The 18,974-nt window shown below is 39.6% G+C and carries 16 protein-coding genes; 6 read left to right on the top strand and 10 right to left on the bottom strand.

Annotated features, from left to right (window positions below; translation table 11 throughout):
- The first annotated feature begins 69 nt into the window (after window positions 1-69).
- Window positions 70-1,260, top strand: a complete 1,191-nt coding sequence (locus PVK62_RS03705; RefSeq protein WP_274444557.1) for a cystathionine beta-lyase — start codon at window positions 70-72, stop codon at window positions 1,258-1,260.
- A 77-nt stretch (window positions 1,261-1,337) separates the two neighbouring features.
- Here PVK62_RS03705 and PVK62_RS03700 read toward each other — a convergent pair whose 3' ends face one another.
- From PVK62_RS03700 to PVK62_RS03675, 6 genes are all read right to left on the bottom strand, one after another.
- Complete coding sequence (locus PVK62_RS03700; protein WP_371413442.1) at window positions 1,338-1,700, bottom strand: DUF2750 domain-containing protein; 363 nt, start codon at window positions 1,698-1,700, stop codon at window positions 1,338-1,340.
- 148 nt (window positions 1,701-1,848) lie between these two features.
- Window positions 1,849-4,926 (bottom strand): efflux RND transporter permease subunit, encoded by a 3,078-nt coding sequence (locus PVK62_RS03695; RefSeq protein ID WP_274444558.1) that lies wholly within the window; start codon window positions 4,924-4,926, stop codon window positions 1,849-1,851.
- Window positions 4,926-6,005: an efflux RND transporter periplasmic adaptor subunit gene (locus PVK62_RS03690; RefSeq protein WP_274444559.1), complete on the bottom strand. Its 1,080-nt coding sequence runs from the start codon at window positions 6,003-6,005 to the stop codon at window positions 4,926-4,928. The genes PVK62_RS03695 and PVK62_RS03690 overlap by 1 nt, the downstream gene beginning before the upstream one ends.
- 2 nt (window positions 6,006-6,007) lie before the next feature.
- Window positions 6,008-7,042, bottom strand: a complete 1,035-nt coding sequence (locus PVK62_RS03685) for an efflux RND transporter periplasmic adaptor subunit (RefSeq protein WP_274444560.1) — start codon at window positions 7,040-7,042, stop codon at window positions 6,008-6,010.
- 152 nt (window positions 7,043-7,194) lie between these two features.
- Window positions 7,195-7,551 carry a DUF2799 domain-containing protein gene (locus tag PVK62_RS03680; RefSeq protein ID WP_274444561.1) on the bottom strand — a complete coding sequence of 119 codons (357 nt, stop codon included), beginning with the start codon at window positions 7,549-7,551 and terminating at the stop codon, window positions 7,195-7,197.
- A gap of 149 nt (window positions 7,552-7,700) precedes the next feature.
- Window positions 7,701-9,227 (bottom strand): fumarate hydratase, encoded by a 1,527-nt coding sequence (locus PVK62_RS03675; protein ID WP_274444563.1) that lies wholly within the window; start codon window positions 9,225-9,227, stop codon window positions 7,701-7,703.
- Window positions 9,228-9,392: 165 nt separating this feature from the next.
- Between PVK62_RS03675 and pabB the strand changes: the two genes are divergently transcribed.
- From pabB to PVK62_RS03650, 5 genes are all read left to right on the top strand, one after another.
- A complete protein-coding gene (gene pabB, locus PVK62_RS03670) occupies window positions 9,393-10,763 on the top strand; it encodes an aminodeoxychorismate synthase component I (RefSeq protein ID WP_274444565.1) in 1,371 nt (456 codons plus the stop codon).
- A gap of 23 nt (window positions 10,764-10,786) precedes the next feature.
- Window positions 10,787-11,368: a CoA pyrophosphatase gene (locus tag PVK62_RS03665; RefSeq protein WP_274444567.1), complete on the top strand. Its 582-nt coding sequence runs from the start codon at window positions 10,787-10,789 to the stop codon at window positions 11,366-11,368.
- A 185-nt stretch (window positions 11,369-11,553) separates the two neighbouring features.
- Window positions 11,554-12,804 carry an aromatic amino acid transport family protein gene (locus PVK62_RS03660; RefSeq protein ID WP_274444569.1) on the top strand — a complete coding sequence of 417 codons (1,251 nt, stop codon included), beginning with the start codon at window positions 11,554-11,556 and terminating at the stop codon, window positions 12,802-12,804.
- A gap of 96 nt (window positions 12,805-12,900) precedes the next feature.
- Window positions 12,901-14,262: an L-serine ammonia-lyase gene (locus tag PVK62_RS03655; RefSeq protein ID WP_274444571.1), complete on the top strand. Its 1,362-nt coding sequence runs from the start codon at window positions 12,901-12,903 to the stop codon at window positions 14,260-14,262.
- Window positions 14,263-14,448: 186 nt separating this feature from the next.
- Complete coding sequence (locus PVK62_RS03650; protein ID WP_274444573.1) at window positions 14,449-14,997, top strand: hypothetical protein; 549 nt, start codon at window positions 14,449-14,451, stop codon at window positions 14,995-14,997.
- An 80-nt stretch (window positions 14,998-15,077) separates the two neighbouring features.
- Here the strand turns inward: PVK62_RS03650 and PVK62_RS03645 are convergent, their stop codons facing one another.
- The 4 genes from PVK62_RS03645 to PVK62_RS03630 form a co-directional block, all read right to left on the bottom strand.
- Complete coding sequence (locus PVK62_RS03645; protein ID WP_274444574.1) at window positions 15,078-15,437, bottom strand: DUF2799 domain-containing protein; 360 nt, start codon at window positions 15,435-15,437, stop codon at window positions 15,078-15,080.
- 69 nt (window positions 15,438-15,506) lie between these two features.
- The gene (locus tag PVK62_RS03640) at window positions 15,507-16,667 is read right to left on the bottom strand and encodes an amino acid permease (RefSeq protein ID WP_274444575.1); all 1,161 of its coding nucleotides are present in this window, start codon (window positions 16,665-16,667) and stop codon (window positions 15,507-15,509) included.
- Between the two features lie 100 nt (window positions 16,668-16,767).
- On the bottom strand, window positions 16,768-17,922 hold the full coding sequence (locus PVK62_RS03635; RefSeq protein ID WP_274444576.1) for an amino acid permease: 1,155 nt from the start codon (window positions 17,920-17,922) through the stop codon (window positions 16,768-16,770).
- Window positions 17,923-18,477: 555 nt separating this feature from the next.
- Window positions 18,478-18,963: an acyl-CoA thioesterase gene (locus tag PVK62_RS03630; protein ID WP_274444578.1), complete on the bottom strand. Its 486-nt coding sequence runs from the start codon at window positions 18,961-18,963 to the stop codon at window positions 18,478-18,480.
- Between the last annotated feature and the right edge of the window lie 11 nt (window positions 18,964-18,974).

Below are 18,974 nucleotides of genomic sequence, written 5' to 3'. Positions count from 1 at the left end.
AATCCTTGATATTTCGCCTTCACTTTGGCTTTATGGAGATATTATTTACTTATAATTGAATGGATTCAGATGTCAGATAAATTAGAGACCAAATACGTTACCGCTGGTCGTAGCAAAAAATGGACAAAAGGCGTAGTAAACCCTCCCGTTCAACGCGCTTCTACCGTAGTTTTTAATACCGTTGCTGAAAAAACGCACGCCATGATTAACCGTGCAAAACAAACGCTATTTTATGGTCGTCGTGGTACTGAAACTCACTTCGCCTTGCAAGATGCGATGGTTGAATTAGAAGGCGGTACTGGTTGTGCGTTATACCCTTGCGGTACGGCTGCGATTGCCAATGCGATTTTATGCTTTGTAAAAACCGGCGATCATATTTTAATGGTTGATGGCTGTTATGAACCGACTCGTGAGTATTGCGAAACCATCTTAAAGAAAATGGGGATTGAAACCACCTATTACGATCCAATGATTGGTGAAGGCATTCGTGATTTAATTAAACCAAATACCACGGTGCTATTCACTGAATCGCCTTGTTCTATCACGATGGAAGTTCAAGACGTTCCGCTACTTGCTCGTATCGCGCATGAGTCAGACATTGTCGTTATGCTTGATAATACATGGGCTGCGGGTGTGAATTTCTCACCGTTTGATCATGGTGTTGATATCTCTATTCAAGCGGCGACTAAATACATTGTCGGTCACTCTGATGTAATGCTTGGAACAGCGGTTGCAAATGAAAAGCATTGGGACCAACTGCGTGAGCAAAGCTATTTAATGGGCCAATGTATCTCACCTGATGATGCCTATTTAGCAATGCGTGGTTTACGCACTATGGGCGTTCGTCTAAAACAGCATGAATCAAGCAGTATTAAAGTGGCTAATTGGTTAGCAGAGCATCCACTGATTGATCACGTTCGTCACCCTGCGCTTGAAAGCTGCCCGGGCAATGATATTTATCAACGTGATTTTAAAGGCTGTAATGGCTTGTTTTCTTTTGTGCTAAAACAATCTGATAGCAAGGCGACAACCGCACTGCTTGATGGCATGAGTCATTTTAGTATGGGTTATTCTTGGGGAGGCTTTGAAAGCTTGATCTTAGCGAATGAGCCTAAAAGCTTTAATGCATTAAGAACAGTGGCTCATCCTCACTTTGAAGGCACGTTGATCCGCGTGCATATTGGCCTAGAAGATGTCGATGATTTGATTGAAGATTTAGAGCAAGGTTTAACTCGATATCAAGAGATGTTATCTGCTTAATTCAGTTTATATCGTTTTTACTTACAAAAATGGCGACTCCTAAATGGGTCGCCATTTTTATTTATATTAATTCAATATTAACGCTTTCTTTCTTGTTTTGTTAATTCAAAATCAAATTCGTCGGGAAAAAGGACTTGCCCTTCTTCGTTTTGATTTGGGAATACTACAACCGCTAATTCATCATCTTCAAGACCTGTTGTCCAGCGACTGTGCCATTTGTTTAATGAAATAGACTCCGCTTTACATACGTCCCATTCGCCTGTTGCCCATGCTTCTGCAAACTCTTTATTTGGCCATACAGGAACGCAATCTTCTTCTTCGGTATTCAACATCACACAACCGTGTTCATCAGTCAAAATCCAAATTTCACGATTAGCGACAACTTCTTTCATAAAGTAAGTAAAACGCTCTTCTTCATGAGAATTTACGATTTTGTCCATTGTTTGTTGATCTAATTGGCTCATTTACTGTTCCTAATATGTGGACTGCATTTGTATTATCCAGATTGATACCGATAGAATATCACAAAAAAAGCCCATACTAGATATTCTAATATGGGCTTTTGAACATTTATTCTATGCGTCTATTTTAGTATTCGACGACTTTAATTTTATGGAACATGCGATACAACACAGGAACCACAATTAAGGTCAATACGGTTGCAAAACCTAGACCAAACATAATGGTTACCGCCATTGGTTTAAAGAAGGTATCTGGCAGCAATGGGATCATACCTAAAATGGTCGTAATTGCTGCCATACAAACCGGACGAACACGGCTTAACGCGGCATCAACGACCGCATGATACGGTTCTTTTCCTGAGTGTATTTCTATCTCAATTTGATCAAGAAGTACGATACCATTTTTCAATAACATGCCACTCAAACTCAAGAAACCAAGCAGTGCCATAAAGCCAAATGGGGTATTAAGTAAGAGCAGACCACTGGTTACACCAATGAGTGCCAATGGCACCGTTAACCAAACAATCACCGACTCTTTCACACTGTTAAATAGGAATACCGTCACTAAGAACATGAACAAGTAACCCATTGGCATGGTTTGGAACAATGACGCTTGAGCATCACGAGACGATTCATATTCACCGCCCCACTCCAAGCTATAACCCGTCGGGAAATCAATCGCTTCAATTTGTGGCTGTAAACGTTTCTGTAATGTTGACGCCGTTTCTTCACCTAAAATATCAGGATCAGCCATTACCGTTAGCATACGTTTACGATTTTTACGCACAATCAGCGGATCTTCCCAAATTACGTCATAACCTAATACCACTTGTTGTAATGGTATGTATTGTGACAGCGCTGGGCTCCAGATCTTCATTCCTTCAATGGTGCTAATATCTACACGTTCATTTTCAGGTAAACGAGTAACGATAGGCATTAAAGTTGTCCCATCACGGTACACACCAATTGCTTTGCCAGAGAACGCCATTTCAAGCAGTTCATTAACATCTGTTTTTGAAATACCGTAACGACGTGCCTGACTTTCGTTAAATTGAGGTTCAAGTACCTTAGTACGCTCACGCCAATCATGACGAACGTTTGTTGCACCTGGATCTTGATGCATTACCTCAATAACTTGTGCGGCTAAACCTCGTAATATTGTAGGATCAGCCCCCACAATTCGTGCTTCCACTTTTGCACCGCCACCTGGCCCTAATTCAATCAGCTTTAACTTGTATTGAATTTGAGGATAGTTAGCTTCAATGTGTTCACGAAGCTTGTCCATCAAATTAGGTAACGCTAAGTAATCATCGACACGCGTTATGATCTCACCATAAGCGGCATAGCTCTTCTCTGGTGCGTAAGTCAGCATGAATCGTTGTAGACCTTTACCTGCGGTTGTGGTCACATGTTCAATATGATTTTGCTCTAAGATCCACTCTTCTAACTCTTTTAATGTGTCGTTAGTTGAACGAATATCCGTCCCTTCTGGCATCCATACATCCACCATAAAGATTGGGGTTGTCGATGATGGGAAGAAAGACTGCTTAACTTTAGTAAAGCCATACATGCTACCGCCAAGTGCAACAACCAAGATAAGCATGGTTGCTAACGAATAGCGCATACAAAACTCAAGGAAACGCTTGTAGATGACAAAGATCATCCCATTGTATGGGTCTTTTTCTTCTAAACTTTCCTCTTCATTTTTCACTGTCTCTTTAAAGAACAAAGAAGCGAAAAACGGAGTAAGAGAAATGGCGGTAAACCAACTCAGCATCAGTGAAATAAGCAGAACGGTAAACAAGGTTCCACAATACTCCCCAGTCGCATCATCAGATAGGCCAATAGGCGCAAAAGCAGTTACCGCAATAACGGTTGCACCTAATAATGGCCATTTAGTTTGCGTGACAATATCGGTGGCAGCTTGCAGGCGAGTTCGTCCTTTTTGCATGCCAATGAGTATGCCTTCGACCACCACAATGGCGTTATCCACGAGCATACCAAGAGCAATAACCAAGGCACCTAAAGAAATACGTTGTAAGTCAATCGCAAAATATTTCATAAAGACAAATGTGCCAGACACTGTCAGTAGCAGAATAAGTCCTATCAATAAACCTGAGCGTACGCCCATGAAGAACAGTAAAACGATGATAACGATAGCAACGGCTTGACCAAGACTGACCACAAAACCACTTACTGATTTGTCGACTTCTTTGGGTTGGCTGTATATTTCTGAAATATCAATACCAATGGGTTGTTGTTCTTTCAGCTCTAACATTCGCTGATCAACCCGTTTTCCGATCTCGACAACGTTAACGCCCGCACTAAAAGAAATACCCATATTCAACGCAAAGTTACCATTAAAGTTAACTAAATTGCTTGGTACTTCAACATAGCCACGTTTAACTTCGGCAATGTCTTTTAGATAAATAAGGCCTTGTGCGCCACCTTCGGTAATAATTAAATCACCAAGTTGTGACACATCTTCAAACTCGCCCGTTGGGTGTATTTGAATGTATTCAGATCCTATTTTTACTGCACCTGCACTCGATACTGTATTTTGGTTTGATAGTAAGCCATACAAGGTTTGAGGCGAAATGCCAAGGCTTGTCATTCGTTTTAATGACGCCTCAATAAAGACTTGCTCTTGCTGTACGCCAGATACAGAGACTTTACTTACCCCATCAACTAATTCCAGTTCACGACGTAAATAATCAACATAATCAAGCAACTCTTTATAAGAATATCCTTGACCAGTAACGGCTAAAAGTACGCCATATACGTCACCAAAGTCATCAATAACGGAAGGTTCACCAACCCCCGGCGGCAATTGGCGTTTCAAGTCATTGACTTTTCGGCGCAGTTCATCCCAAATTTGTGGAAGATCATCAGGCCCATAATTGTTTTTCATGGTTACCGTTATTTGCGATAAACCACGACTTGAAAGTGAATTTACTTCATCAACATAGCTTAATTGTTGAATTGCTTTCTCTAAAGGATAAGTAACCTCTTCTTCTACTTGTTCAGGGGTTGCTCCTGGGTAATTGGTTACCACCATGGCGTCTTTAATGGTAAAGGCCGGGTCTTCTAATCGCCCCAAGCCAAAGAAAGCCGATGCACCACCAATCATAAAGATCAGAGTCAACATCCAGCTGATCACTTTATTTTGTATAAAGTAAGCCGCAATTCCTTTTTCTTGACTCATTATTTCTCCTCCGTATTGATGATATTCACTTCTAGACCATCACGTAAGCGTGAAACACCTGCGATAACAATACGGTCTCCCGTTGATACCCCATCGACAACTCGTAATCCAAACGATGTTGCTTTGGTTGTTACTACTTTTTGCTTTCTTACTTTATTGTCAGAACCAACAACCCAAACGTATTTCTCTTTTTGATCAACCTCATCACCATCTTCATTAAAAACAGCTTCAATCGGAATAATAAGTCCAAATTGACTGGCTACATTCAACGAGCTTTGTTCAGTGGTTACTTCTACGGCCATACCATCTAGAATAAATTGTTCTTTTGGCATTGCCATGGTTAAGGTAACAAGATAAGCGCCTGAGTCTAGATCTGGCTCTGTCGTATATTCTTTAACCTTTGCCTCGTAAGACACTCCACTATCAAGACGGACTGATGCTTTGATTTGCTCAATAACCCCTTGGTTCGGTTGTTTTGAATATAATTTATCTGGCACTTGAACAATAATATCTACTTCATTTTGATTATGTATATTGACTATCTGCTGACCAACTTGAATTGTCTCGAATTGCTCAACACTAACTCGTGAAATGATTCCATCAATAGGCGCTTTTAATTCAGTAAAGCTCAAACGAAGCTTCGCCAACTCTAAATCTGCCAATGCGATTTGGCGCTGCGCGGCTAATTCATCAAATTGAGACTTTGCAAGTAAGCCTTTATCCACTAATGGCTTTGACCGTCTATATTGACTGTTTGCTACGGTATAACGTGCTCTTGCATTATCAACATCAATGTTGTAATCCGTTTTATCTAGTACTGCTAATACTTGTCCTTTTTTTACCATCTCACCGGGACGAACATTAAGTTCCTTAACTTCACCAGAAAGTCTAAAGCTTAAATGAGAGCGATCGGCCGCTGTCGCCACAGCAGGAAGATAAAGACTGTCACTAACTAACCCGGAGGTAATATCTTTAACGACAACATTAGGAGTCTCTATTTCTGTATCCATAGGCGCAGGGCTACAAGCAGTCAGTAATATCGCAGTTGAAAGTAAGGATAGTTTCATTAATTTCTGCATAATTATAATCCTCTCTCCTTAACCCATTTACGTACTTTCATTCCTTCTTCTAATCCAGAAATGCCTGAAGATACAATTTGTTCAGAATCATTAAGCCCCGAGATCACTTGTCGATTATCATTCAATTCAATCGCAACTTTCTCAACGAGACCTTGCTCAGATACACGCCATACATAAGTAATATCACCGTCTTTTTCAATCGCTGAAAGCGGAAGCTTCTCACTGCCACCTTTTGGTATGGTCACTTTCACTTGACCTGACATTCCCGGCAATATGCCTAAGTCTTTAGGTCTTGGCATGCTCATTTTTACGGTATAACTTGAGGTTTTTCTGTCTGCTTCTGTATCAATTTCTTCAAATTCTAAAGGAAAGCTAACAGTAGGGAACGAATCGAAGGTCACGGAAGCGGATACTTCAGAAAAACTAAAACGCTGTAATAAATAGTCAGGGAGTTGAAAAGCTACATACAAAATATCATTGGTTTGAATATGCATGATAGATTGCTTTGCTGTTACGTATTCAAAGTTTTCAGAAGGTAATAATGAAATGGTGCCATCATAAGGCGCGATTAATTGGGTATAACTCAAATTAGCACTAGTCTGATCTAACGTAGCTTTGGCTGTTTTTCTATTTGCTACTGCACTGTCGTAATCTTGTTCTGAAACGACTTTATCTTTACGTAGTTTTTTAATTCGTTGATATTGAACATCTATTAAACGGTATTGAGCCTGAGCCTGTTTTTGTATCAAGCGGTACTCATCAGGATTTATTGTTGCCAATAGCTGCCCTTTTGTCACCAATTGTCCTGCATGGACATCTAAACTGTTAAGCTGTCCCGGAACTCTAAAGGCAAGAACCGCCTTATCTCCAGCCTCTGCTTGAGCTGGAAATAATCGAGATGTCTCATGATCGCCAACACTGACAGTCATTATCTTGGCTGGACGCGATTCAGGCTCAGCAATCACAGGTGCTTGCTTATCACACCCGATGAGAAGAGCTGAACTTAACAGCGTCGCTGCCATCGTTTTTTTGAACATAAACCGTTCCTTGTAATAGTAATTATCAATAAAACTATTGCTATGTTTTCAATATATTTCATTATGTAAACAATTGTGTATAAAAGAATTATCACTTATATCTCTATCTTCATCCAGTCGATACATATAATAAGTTATAAAAATATTCTTTTTTATTCTTTTTTATGGTTTCTTCCTTTTTCATACTCGGTTCGAAACTCAGGATTTATTTGATCGCAAATACCAAAATATGGCGCTTCACTTAGTCCTAAAATATAGGCTTCTTGAGAACAATAGATCACGATACCCGAAGAATAACCTTGACGATAAGCATTATAAAACGCCCCTGTGATCGTCTCTTTTGAGTTTACCTCCTCTAATACATCTCTCTCTTGGACTAGAAAGCCATGTTTAGCTCTTTGCTCTCCATATTGATACCAATCATCGGCATTTTTTTCTGGGACTTCATATTGCGAAGTTGTACAACCAACTAATAGCAGCATTATTACGCTAACAATCTTCTGCCTCATATCCTCTCCAATAACAATCTAAATCACACAATATCAACAACATATTAACTCAACTTACGCCTAAATGGTTAACATTAAAATCACAAGTATAAAAAAAAGCACTCGATTGATGAGTGCTTTCTTACATTTGATAAAAATCTAAAACTCGATTATTCCATTTCAGCTATTTTTACTTTCCAAGTATCGGGACCAATTTGATGTGCATTAGTACCTGTTGAATCAACGGCTACCGTTACTGGCATGTCTTCAACATCAAATTCATAAATCGCTTCCATTCCTAATTCTTCAAAGGCAACGACACGTGCTTTTTTAATCGCTTTAGCTACTAAATAGGCAGCACCGCCTACAGCCATCAAATACACGGCTTTTTTATCTTTAATAGAAGCAACCGTTGCTGGACCGCGCTCAGCTTTACCGATCATGCCCATTAAGCCTGTATCAAGCATCATATCAGTAAATTTATCCATCCGAGTAGACGTTGTTGGGCCTGCAGGACCTACGGCTTCATCATCAACAGCATCAACTGGGCCGACGTAGTAAATAAACTTACCATTGAAGTCGACGCCCTCAGGTAACCCCTCACCGCTTTCAATCATGCTTTGCAGGCGTTTATGCGCGGCATCACGTCCTGTTAAGATTTTCCCTGTTAGCAGAACTGTTTCACCCGTTCGCCACTCTTGTACTTCTTCTTTTGTGATCGTATCTAGATTCACACGACGAGTGTTTGCACCAGCTTCCCACGTAATATCTGGCCATTCTTCTAGTTTTGGTGGTTGTAAGTCCGCAGGACCTGAACCATCAAGTGTAAAATGAACATGACGAGTCGCTGCACAGTTTGGGATCATGCATACCGGTTTTGAGGCAGCATGAGTGGGTGCTGATTTAATTTTTACATCAACAACGGTCGTTAAGCCACCAAGGCCTTGCGCACCAATACCAAGCTTATTTACGCGGTTAAATATATCAAGACGAAGCTCTTCTTCCGCATTCTCCGGTCCACGATCTATCAATTCTTGAATATCGATGTGACCCATTAACGATTCTTTCGCTAATACTGCCGCTTTTTCTGCTGTACCACCAATACCTATACCCAACATACCTGGTGGACACCAACCTGCACCCATTAGTGGTAAGGTTTTTTCTACCCATTCAGCAATATCATCTGATGGATTTAACATCACCATTTTAGTTTTATTTTCAGAGCCGCCGCCTTTTGCCGCGATTTGAATTTCCACTTTATCGCCTGGCACCATATTAATATGCACAACCGATGGCGTGTTGTCTTTGGTGTTGATACGTTTTCCTGCAGGATCAGACAAGATCGACGCTCGAAGCGGATTATTCGGATTAAGATACGCTTGTCGTGTACCTTCATCGATCATTTGCTGGACGGTCATATCGCCTTCCCAGCGAACGTTCATACCGATATTAACAAAACAGGTTACGATCCCCGTATCTTGACAAATAGGACGACGCCCTTCTGCTGACATACGTGAATTTATCAAAATTTGAGCGATTGCGTCTTTCGCAGCTTGGCTTTGTTCTCTGTGATATGCTTTTTCTAACGCTTGAACAAAATCAAGTGGATGATAGTAAGAAATATATTGCAATGCATCAGCAACTGAGCTGATCACATCTTCATTACGGATGATAGTTTCTTTACCAACAGTCATCATTAACCCCTCTTATATATGCTTCCATGGCGTCTAAAGTATGTATGTTTTTATATGCTGCCGTGAGCATTCGCCATCTATTATTTTCTTTTAGAACTTGCAGTATGATACTCTTGCTCTCCATTCAAGGCTATCGTTGCTCATCACATTCTGGTTATAAAACTCAAAATGAACAATCAATTAGATGCAAACTTATTCATCACCCAACTTGATTATCACTCTTCTTCTGTGGTTGATTTTTTTTCAGCTATTGAAAGCCAACCTTGGGCAATGCTATTGCACTCGTCAGCAAAAGATCATGTTGATAATCGCTATGACATTTTAGTAGCGGACCCTATCGCAACATTACAGACGCATCATGATGTCACCAGAATTAACGTTGTCGGTAAACAACCTATAACCAGTGAAGCCTGCCCTTTTAAACTACTTGCTCATTATCAAGAACGCTTAACGCCTCATTGCCACTCAATAGAAGGCTTCCCTTTTATTGGTGGAGCATTAGGTTACTTCAGTTATGACTTGGGCCGCCGAGTGGAATCTATTCCTAGTATTGCAGAGCAAGATATTCCAACCGCTGATATGGCTGTTGGGATCTATAACTGGGCTCTAATTGCTGATCATAAAGCGTCGACACTTACTTTAATACAACCACAAGGGAGTCATCGTCTTGCTTGGTTACAGCAATTTGTCGCTATAAAAGAAGATAAAGCAGAGTTTAATTTGTCCTCTAAGTGGCAATCAAATATGACAGAGGATGAATACGCAACTAAATTCACGGTGATTCAAGATTATCTGAAATCAGGAGATTGCTATCAAATTAACCTTGCACAGCGTTTTCATGCTCAATACCAAGGTTCTGAATGGCAAGCGTATCAAAAATTAGCGACTCAAAATGGCGCTCCCTTCTCTGCTTTTATTAGAACCCCTGAAGTTGCCATATTATCAGTGTCACCAGAGCGTTTTTTACAAGTTAAAGACCGAAAAATAGAAACAAAACCCATTAAAGGAACTCGCCCTCGCTCAAATGATCCTAAATTAGATGCTAAAGAAGCGGAGATACTTCGTCATAGCGCTAAAGATCGCTCTGAAAACTTAATGATTGTGGATTTACTGCGTAATGACATTGGCCGAGTATCCAAGCCTGGATCGGTAAAAGTGCCTAAATTATTTGATATTGAAAGCTTTCCTGCCGTTCATCACCTAGTCAGTACGATTACTGGTGAGTTAGCTGATAACTATACTATTAGTGATTTATTGAGTGCTTCTTTTCCTGGAGGATCAATCACTGGGGCTCCAAAAATTAGAGCAATGGAAATTATTGAAGAGTTAGAACCACATCGTCGTAACTTATATTGTGGCAGTATTGGTTATATTAGCCGTTGTGGAACGATGGATACTAGCATCACCATACGAACCTTAATTGCATATCAAGAGATTTTATATGCTTCTGCTGGTGGTGGCATTGTTGCGGACAGTCAAGTTGAACTAGAATATCAAGAGACCTTGCACAAATTGAGCAAAATTTTGCCTGTATTATAATTTTAAATTTAAGGATCTGGCGCATGGATGCACATTTACTTTCTCATTTATTGTTGAATAAGCCGAATTCTTACAGCGAGGAATTACTTGCTCATCCTCGCTTTCAAAATGACAATTTTAAACCTGCCGCGGTCCTTGTTCCTCTCGTTCAAAGACCCTCTGGTTTGCACCTAATTTTAACCCAACGAGCGTCACATTTACGTCACCATCCAGGGCAAATTAGCTTCCCTGGAGGCAAGGTTGAACCCTCTGATTTATCCCTAATTCATACCGCTATTCGTGAAACAAATGAAGAGATCGGCATCCAACCCTCGCAGATCAAACCATTAGTAAAACTTAACACAATACCAACAACATCCGGCTATAAAGTAACCCCTGTCATTGCTATCATTGATGAAAATTATACCACCGCAATCGATTACGGTGAGGTTAGTAGCACATTCGAAGCACCACTCATCCATCTGCCTAACCCAACAAATACGACAAAGCACAAAGTATTTAACAAAAAACACACGTATGAACTGATTTTTATCCCATTTGAAAAAAAACTCATTTGGGGTATCACGGCCGAAATTATTCATTCTATGGGTTACATTTCAACTTAGAAAAATTAGCATTACTGATAAGTTTTACTAATATCAAATTTACATCTATTGTGATCATTATCAATTATTTTCTGATCTCCGTTCATCTTTTTTCATTATCCGATCTGGGTCAAAGTTTTTTTCGCCAAAATAACGACAATAGCGCCGTTCCCAAAATTCCTGTTCTAAAAATTAAGAGAAAAATTATGCAAACAACGAATACTGCATCTACAAATGCAAAAAAAACAAAGTGGACTTATAAAGATTTCACTTGGTGTCTTTCCCTATTCGGTACCGCTGTAGGTGCTGGTGTTTTATTCCTTCCAATTAAGGCTGGTGCTGGTGGTTTTTGGCCTCTAGTTATCCTTGCATTAATCGCGGCACCAATGACTTGGTTTGCACACAAAAGTTTGGCTCGTTTCGTTCTTTCTGCTAAGAATCCAGATGCTGATATTACCGATACAGTAGAAGAGCATTTTGGTAAGACTGGCGCGAACCTAATCACTTTTGCCTACTTTTTCGCGATTTACCCAATTGTACTTATTTACGGTGTCGGCATTACAAACACAGTAGACTCTTTCATGGTTAACCAAATGGGCATGGAATCAATTCCACGCTGGTTACTATCAGGCGTTCTTATCACTCTGATGACATGTGGTGTTGTATTTGGTAAAGAACTAATGCTGAAAGCAACTTCTGCAATGGTTTACCCTCTTGTATTTATCCTAATGGCACTTTCTGTATACCTAATTCCTGGTTGGAACACATCGATGATGTCTGTTTCTCCTGATTGGGGTTCAATGCCATCTGTTGTTTGGTTAGCAATTCCAATCATTGTTTTCTCTTTCAACCACAGCCCGGTTATTAGCCAGTTTTCTAAAGAACAACGTCGCGTATACGGTGAAGATGCAGTTGCTAAAACTGACATGATCACTGGCGGTGCAGCTATGATGCTAATGAGCTTTGTAATGTTCTTCGTTTTCTCTGTAGTTCTTTCTTTATCTCCAGAGCAACTAGCACAAGCACAAGCACAAAACATCTCAGTTCTTTCTTACCTAGCTAATGTTCATGAATCTCCACTAATTTCTATCATGGGCCCTATCGTTGCATTTGCTGCGATTACTTCAAGCTACTTCGGTCACTTCCTTGGTGCTCATGAAGGTCTTGTTGGTTTAACTAAGTCTCATACAAAAGCACCTCTTGCTACTGTTGAAAAAGGTTCTCTAATCTTCATCGTTGTGACAACATGGATCGTTTCTATCGTTAACCCAAGCATCTTGGGCATGATTGAAACAATGGGCGCACCAATGATTGCCGCTATCCTGTTCTTAATGCCTATCTTCGCAATGCGTAAAGTACCTGCAATGGCTAAGTACAAAACTTCAGCACCTGTACAAATCTTTACAGCATTATGTGGTGTTGCAGCGATAACTTCTGTAATCTACGGCGCTCTTTAATAACTAGTTTATAAATCCTTATAAGCATTAGTTACACGAAGTTAATAATAATGATAATAAAGCCCCCTCTTTTGGGGGCTTATTCGAGGTAATAACATGATTAGTGTTTTTGATATCTACAAAATTGGAGTTGGTCCTTCTAGCTCCCACACCGTTGGTCCAATGAAAGCAGGTAAAGAGTTTATCGACGATTTACGTGGTATGGGCAAACTGCGTGATATCACTAAAATCACTGTTGATGTTTACGGTTCATTATCACTGACAGGGAAAGGTCACCATACTGATATCGCTATCATTATGGGTCTGGCAGGTAACACGCCAGAACACGTAGATATTGACTCTATTCCGGGCTTCATCGCTCGTGTTGAAGAAACAGAGCGCTTACCTGTGGGCATGCACTGCCACACGGTAGAATTTCCAAAAGACGGTGGAATGAATTTCCACACAACTAACCTTTCACTTCACGAAAATGGTATGCAAATCCATGCGTGGGTTGATGGCGAGGTTGTTTACTCTAAAACTTATTACTCTATCGGTGGTGGTTTTATTGTTGATGAAGAACACTTTGGTAAAGACGTTGAATCATCAATCCAAGTACCTTACGCATTTAATTCTGCAGAAGAACTTGTTGAATTATGTAAAGAAAACGGCCTGTCTATTAGTACATTAGTGATGAAAAACGAGCACGCTATTCTTTCAGAAGATGAAGTTCGTACTTATTTCGCTAAGATCTGGAAAACCATGCGTGATTGCATGGAAAAAGGCATGAGCACGGAAGGCATCCTTCCTGGACCTCTACGTGTACCTCGTCGTGCTGCCGCACTTCGTCAACAACTACTGACTTCTGAAAAGACGTCTAAAGATCCAATGGAAGTCGTTGATTGGGTAAACATGTACGCATTCGCTGTGAACGAAGAGAATGCTGCTGGTGGTCGTGTTGTTACAGCCCCAACAAATGGCGCATGTGGTATCATTCCTGCTGTTTTAGCTTACTACGATAAGTTTATCCAAACAGTAACTGAGAAAGATTACATCCGTTACTTCGCAGCTTCAGGCGCTATTGGTGGCCTTTACAAGCAAAACGCGTCAATCTCTGGCGCTGAAGTAGGCTGCCAAGGTGAAGTTGGTGTTGCTTGTTCTATGGCTGCTGCTGGTCTTGCTGAATTAATGGGTGGAAGCCCTGAGCAAGTCTGTATGGCTGCTGAAATTGGAATGGAGCATAACCTTGGCTTAACGTGTGATCCTGTTGCAGGTCAAGTGCAAGTTCCTTGTATTGAACGCAATGGTATTGCTGCTGTTAAAGCAATTAACGCAACTCGTATGGCGCTTCGTCGTTCATCAGCACCTCGCGTTTCTCTGGATAAAGTAATCGAGACGATGCTTGAAACAGGCAAAGACATGAACGCTAAATACCGTGAGACTTCTCAAGGCGGCTTAGCAATTAAAGTTATCTGTTAACCAAGATAGATTTTAATTAGTTCATAATGAGGGCGTATATCGCCCTCTTTTTATTTCTCAACTTCCCTTCTACATCTCCTATACTAAATATATGCAATAAATTGGTGAATAAAGCGCCTTTACTATTAACAAATGAATCAGTTACTGCAATAATGCCTTTATGCAAATAATTAGTACATTTCAATTATGAATAAGAAAAAACATACTCTTTCTCCAAGAGCACAGAAATTACGAGCGGAATGGACAGGAATGGACAGCGAGCATCGCTTTATTTCTCATTCATTTAATTGCGTCAAAATTCACATACATACACCTGATGATGGTATGTACAACCGCTCTATTGGCTGCCTAAAAGAAGGCAGAGAGAAAGCCTTAAAAGAAGCGATAAAACAACGAAATAAAGTTGGTAAAGAGCTATGGGGTAATTGTTGGAGCATGGTGCTTAACTACCCTAGTCTATTCGAACGTCTACCGCACAGTCTTGAGCCCGACATCATAACGAAAAAACGCACCCTACACTCAGGCGAAGTTCGTACCACTGATTATTATATTGTGCGCTGGAAAGAGATCGTTGATGGCGAATATAAACCAAAGAGTCGTTTATTCTCTCATGGTAATGGCAATGATAAGTTAAGTGCTTACAGTAAAGCCAAAAAAGTCATGCTAGAAGTGAACAAAGATTTTTTACCTATTTTAAAAAAAATGGGCCGCTTTAATATCGTTAAAGTGCTCTAATTTAAAATGACCATATAAAAAATGGTGAATAATCGTCCACCATTTTTTATCTATTTATTCGATAATATAAAATAACCCCATTACATCCCACCCGCTGTAGATTGCATTCCGCTTACATAATCTTGACGGAAGAACGGATCTAACTTATCACAGATACCATTATACTGCTTGCCAACAACACCTAGCATGTAAGCACTTTGATCACAGTATTCTTCCTGACCTTTATTATAACCGGCTATATATGCTTGATAGTTAGCATCACTAACCATCTTACCTTCGGCTAATTTGGCCAATTTTGATTCGGACTGAACAATCCAACCTTTGATTGCTCTTTCATAACCAAAGGCTTGCCAATCACTCTCTATATTTGATGTTGGTGGGGGTGTCGATGAACATGCTGCAAGTAATAAAGCAGCGATACTAATTATTAAATATTTCATTTTGCTGACCCTATACAAAGAACACATTGCCTTTTACGTTAATTGTAGAGGATTAGATCATAATTTCTATTAAATTTGGCTTATTAATAACAGCAGTCCAAAAAGTAATGTTAAGCCTAATGCTACTTTCCCACCTTCAGCCTGATAGGTATGAGGCATTATGTTATCTTTTACTCTCTTTCTTAAAGCAATAACCATCGCTAATGGAATAAAAATAGCGAGGAATACTAAGATCACCCCAGCGTACCCCAATACTGACAAGAATTGATCAGCAGCAAGACTTGCACCTAGCAACGGAAGAATAAAAGTACACACATACGCCACAATTTTATTGTGTGAAATCATATCTTTATTTTGATTATAAAGAGCCATTGCCACCCCTAGGAATGACGTCAACAAGGCTAGTGACGTAAAAATAGAAAGAATAATTTCAATATATTCATTCTTAGCACTAAAGGTTTGGATTAGATCTGAAATATTAGAAAAATGCGTAATATCATCTGCATTTAGGTTACCAACGACGGCATACAACCAAACGAGATAACAGATAAGAGGAATAATTGATCCTAAAATAACCATATTTCTAAGCTGTTTACTTGTCGCTTCTTTGTTATACGCAACAAGTGATGGAATAACTGGCATAGAGGCAAAACTAGTAAATAAAATAGTACTGGTATTGAGCAGCATTCCTTTATCTGTATTCGTGACTTGCATTAGGTTATCAACTGACATGCCAGGGACGAGTATCACTAAGGTAACCGCAAGCATTGACACCATAAACAAAAACAAAACACGATTTAATTTATCGATTATTTGGGTGCCACATACCACAAATGCACTAGCGACAAGAGTAAAACCAATTTGAGCCGTTTCAATGCTCATCTCAATAGTAAACATTGAGAAGATACGCTTAATTAAGTCAGCGGCTCCTAAAATATAAGCAATTAGCATACAAAATAGCAGTAAATAAAACAAAACATTAGTGACTATTTGGCCACCCTTACCCAATGTTCTATTTGCAACGGTATTAATACCAAAAGCCAATTCTGTTTTAGCGCATGCCTCTGTCAACAATAAAGCTGAATATGTTGTCCCGGCACAAATAACAAGCATTAACAAAGTGCTATAAAAAAGACCAAATTGCGCCAACACCATAGGAATAGCTAACATTCCAGCGCCAAGAGCAGTTCCTGAGAGGATTAATGCGCTGCCAAATAATTTAAAATTCATTGTGTATTCTTATTTCGTGAAAATGATTACTCATAAAGAGTAAAAGTATGTGCTCTACCAGTAGCATAGAGCACAAATATATTAACTTTGGATTAGGTTACTAGATAACTTGAGAAACCAATAAAAAAGTACCAAAAACAAAAGAGAAGATAAGCATTGCAACGCCCCCTTCAGCTAAATAATCCGCTGTTTGACCATTTTTTTGACGAAGCTTAATAACCATCGCAAGTGGAACAAATACCGCAAGGAAAACCAAAATAATCCCAGCGTAGCTTAAAACAGATAAGAACTGATCCGCGGCATAAACAGCACCAAGTAACGGCAGAATAAAGCTAATGACATAAGTTACTGCTTTATTTTGCTTAAACGTATCTTCATTTTGAGTAAACAATGCCATTGCAACGCCTAAAAATGACGTCAATAGCGCAAGTCCAGTAAAGCTAGATAAAACCAAACTAATAAAAGCATGTTCTGCACTAAATACTGAGATCAACTCTGATACATTTGAAAAGTGTGTAATTTGCTCTGGTGTTAGGTTACCTACCACTGCATATAACCATACTAAATAACATACCAATGGAATTGCAGAGCCTATGATCACCATATTTCTTAATTGCTTTGGCGTTGCTTCATGGTTATAGGAAACCAACGATGGGATAACAACCATAAAGCCAAAACTGGTAAAAATAATCGCACTGGTTTGCACGAATTCAATGCCATTTGAATTTGATACTTGAAGAAGATTATCTAATTCGATCCCTGGAACCAAAAATACAAGAGTCAGCAACAGCATTAATAGCATTACCGCAAAAAGTACACGGTTTAATTTATCAATCACTGCCGTTCCAGAAGCAACAATCACACCTGAAACCAAGGTAAATGCAATTTGGCTTTGCACTAAGGATAAATTCAATCCAACATTTCGAAGTAATTTATTGAGTAAATCTCCAGCACCTAAAATGTAGGCCATCAGAAGACAAATAAGTAAAGCATACAACAAACCATTCGTGACTAGCTGCCCTCCTTTACCTAAACTTTTACGAGCGATGGTGTTCATACCTAAACCACCACCCACATTAATACTTGCTTCTAGCAGCAATAAAGCGGCATAAGTCGTTCCTACAAAGATCAATAACATCAATGCAGTCCCCCAAATCAGGCCAAATTGAGCCAATACCATTGGGATTGCCAGCATACCAGCGCCTAGCGCAGTACCTGAAATAATAAGTGAGCTTCCGATTAATTTTAAATTCATTGTTATTCCTTCGTTCTATATTCGAGTTTGAGCTTTAGTTTTATTTTTTGTCAAATTCAACGCGTAAAAAGCCATCCACAAAGATAACGCGGTTGAAATTAGAGCTGATTAATTACGAATAAAAACGGAGAAATCGAAAATACGAGAAGAAGTGAAACGCGAGAAACTGAGACGAGAAAAAACGCAGAGAAAAAACAACTGATGACTTGAAACCAGTATGATGAGGAGAACCTTCTGTAGGCTCCAACAATGGGCCTGATGTTAATTGAAAAATCATGTGTACATCCTAATTAGTCACATTCCATTTTATAAAACGCCAGTAAATCCTTTACTGACCGAACTACCAAACTAGTAGCCCGATCCATTTTATATAATGAACTTAGCAATGCAACCCTTAAATAAAACTTGTTTCCGCTACCCTTTGACCTCTACTAAGTTATTTATCCATTTCTTACTTTTAAACAATAGAGCAAAAAAGCCCCAAATTTATCACTAAATTTAGGGGCTAGAGTAATTCATTGCAATGAAAATGCAGTTAGTACGCCATCTCAATGTTTATTTCAAATATTGAACATGCGCTTCCATCTCCTCGCCAATTTCTTTACGCATATTCATTAGCTTGATTGCTGAATCTCTTAACTTAATGTCTTCTTCAGTTTCTGGTATCCACTCAGGGACTGTCGTCGGTTTACCATTTCCATCAACCGCAACCATGATAACGATACAGTGAGTTGTTAAGCGATTATTCTGCTCTTTGGGATCACTCGCTTGCACATCAATAGCGATGTGCATAGACGATTTTCCGGTATAGATAACTTTGCCTGTGACTTCAACAAGATTACCAACAAAGATAGGCTCAACAAAACGAATACCACCTGCGTACGCAGTAATACAATATTTACCACTCCACCCTGCCGCAGATGCATAAGCAGCTAAATCGATCCATTTCATCACTGCACCACCATGAACTTTACCACCAAAGTTCACATCCCCCGGTTCAGCTAAAAAACGTAGTGTTATTTCTCGTTTTGTTTTTCCCATTTCAAATTCCT

Source organism: Aliivibrio sp. S3MY1, from assembly GCF_028765575.1.
GTDB lineage: Bacteria > Pseudomonadota > Gammaproteobacteria > Enterobacterales > Vibrionaceae > Aliivibrio.
Note: the sequence above shows the minus strand (reverse complement) of the source record. Positions and strands in the feature narration are given on the sequence as shown.

What these genes read in the sequence shown, in the direction of transcription:
- PVK62_RS03655 (WP_274444571.1), top strand. Translation starts at nt 12,901, where the DNA reads ATGATTAGTGTTTTTGATATCTACAAAATTGGAGTTGGTCCTTCTAGC.
- PVK62_RS03705 (WP_274444557.1), top strand. Translation starts at nt 70, where the DNA reads ATGTCAGATAAATTAGAGACCAAATACGTTACCGCTGGTCGTAGCAAA.
- PVK62_RS03700 (WP_371413442.1), bottom strand. Translation starts at nt 1,700, where the DNA reads ATGGACAAAATCGTAAATTCTCATGAAGAAGAGCGTTTTACTTACTTT.
- pabB (WP_274444565.1), top strand. Translation starts at nt 9,393, where the DNA reads ATGAACAATCAATTAGATGCAAACTTATTCATCACCCAACTTGATTAT.
- PVK62_RS03695 (WP_274444558.1), bottom strand. Translation starts at nt 4,926, where the DNA reads ATGAGTCAAGAAAAAGGAATTGCGGCTTACTTTATACAAAATAAAGTG.
- PVK62_RS03675 (WP_274444563.1), bottom strand. Translation starts at nt 9,227, where the DNA reads ATGATGACTGTTGGTAAAGAAACTATCATCCGTAATGAAGATGTGATC.
- PVK62_RS03680 (WP_274444561.1), bottom strand. Translation starts at nt 7,551, where the DNA reads ATGAGGCAGAAGATTGTTAGCGTAATAATGCTGCTATTAGTTGGTTGT.
- PVK62_RS03685 (WP_274444560.1), bottom strand. Translation starts at nt 7,042, where the DNA reads ATGTTCAAAAAAACGATGGCAGCGACGCTGTTAAGTTCAGCTCTTCTC.
- PVK62_RS03635 (WP_274444576.1), bottom strand. Translation starts at nt 17,922, where the DNA reads ATGAATTTAAAATTAATCGGAAGCTCACTTATTATTTCAGGTACTGCG.
- PVK62_RS03660 (WP_274444569.1), top strand. Translation starts at nt 11,554, where the DNA reads ATGCAAACAACGAATACTGCATCTACAAATGCAAAAAAAACAAAGTGG.
- PVK62_RS03665 (WP_274444567.1), top strand. Translation starts at nt 10,787, where the DNA reads ATGGATGCACATTTACTTTCTCATTTATTGTTGAATAAGCCGAATTCT.
- PVK62_RS03650 (WP_274444573.1), top strand. Translation starts at nt 14,449, where the DNA reads ATGAATAAGAAAAAACATACTCTTTCTCCAAGAGCACAGAAATTACGA.
- PVK62_RS03640 (WP_274444575.1), bottom strand. Translation starts at nt 16,667, where the DNA reads ATGAATTTTAAATTATTTGGCAGCGCATTAATCCTCTCAGGAACTGCT.
- PVK62_RS03645 (WP_274444574.1), bottom strand. Translation starts at nt 15,437, where the DNA reads ATGAAATATTTAATAATTAGTATCGCTGCTTTATTACTTGCAGCATGT.
- PVK62_RS03630 (WP_274444578.1), bottom strand. Translation starts at nt 18,963, where the DNA reads ATGGGAAAAACAAAACGAGAAATAACACTACGTTTTTTAGCTGAACCG.
- PVK62_RS03690 (WP_274444559.1), bottom strand. Translation starts at nt 6,005, where the DNA reads ATGCAGAAATTAATGAAACTATCCTTACTTTCAACTGCGATATTACTG.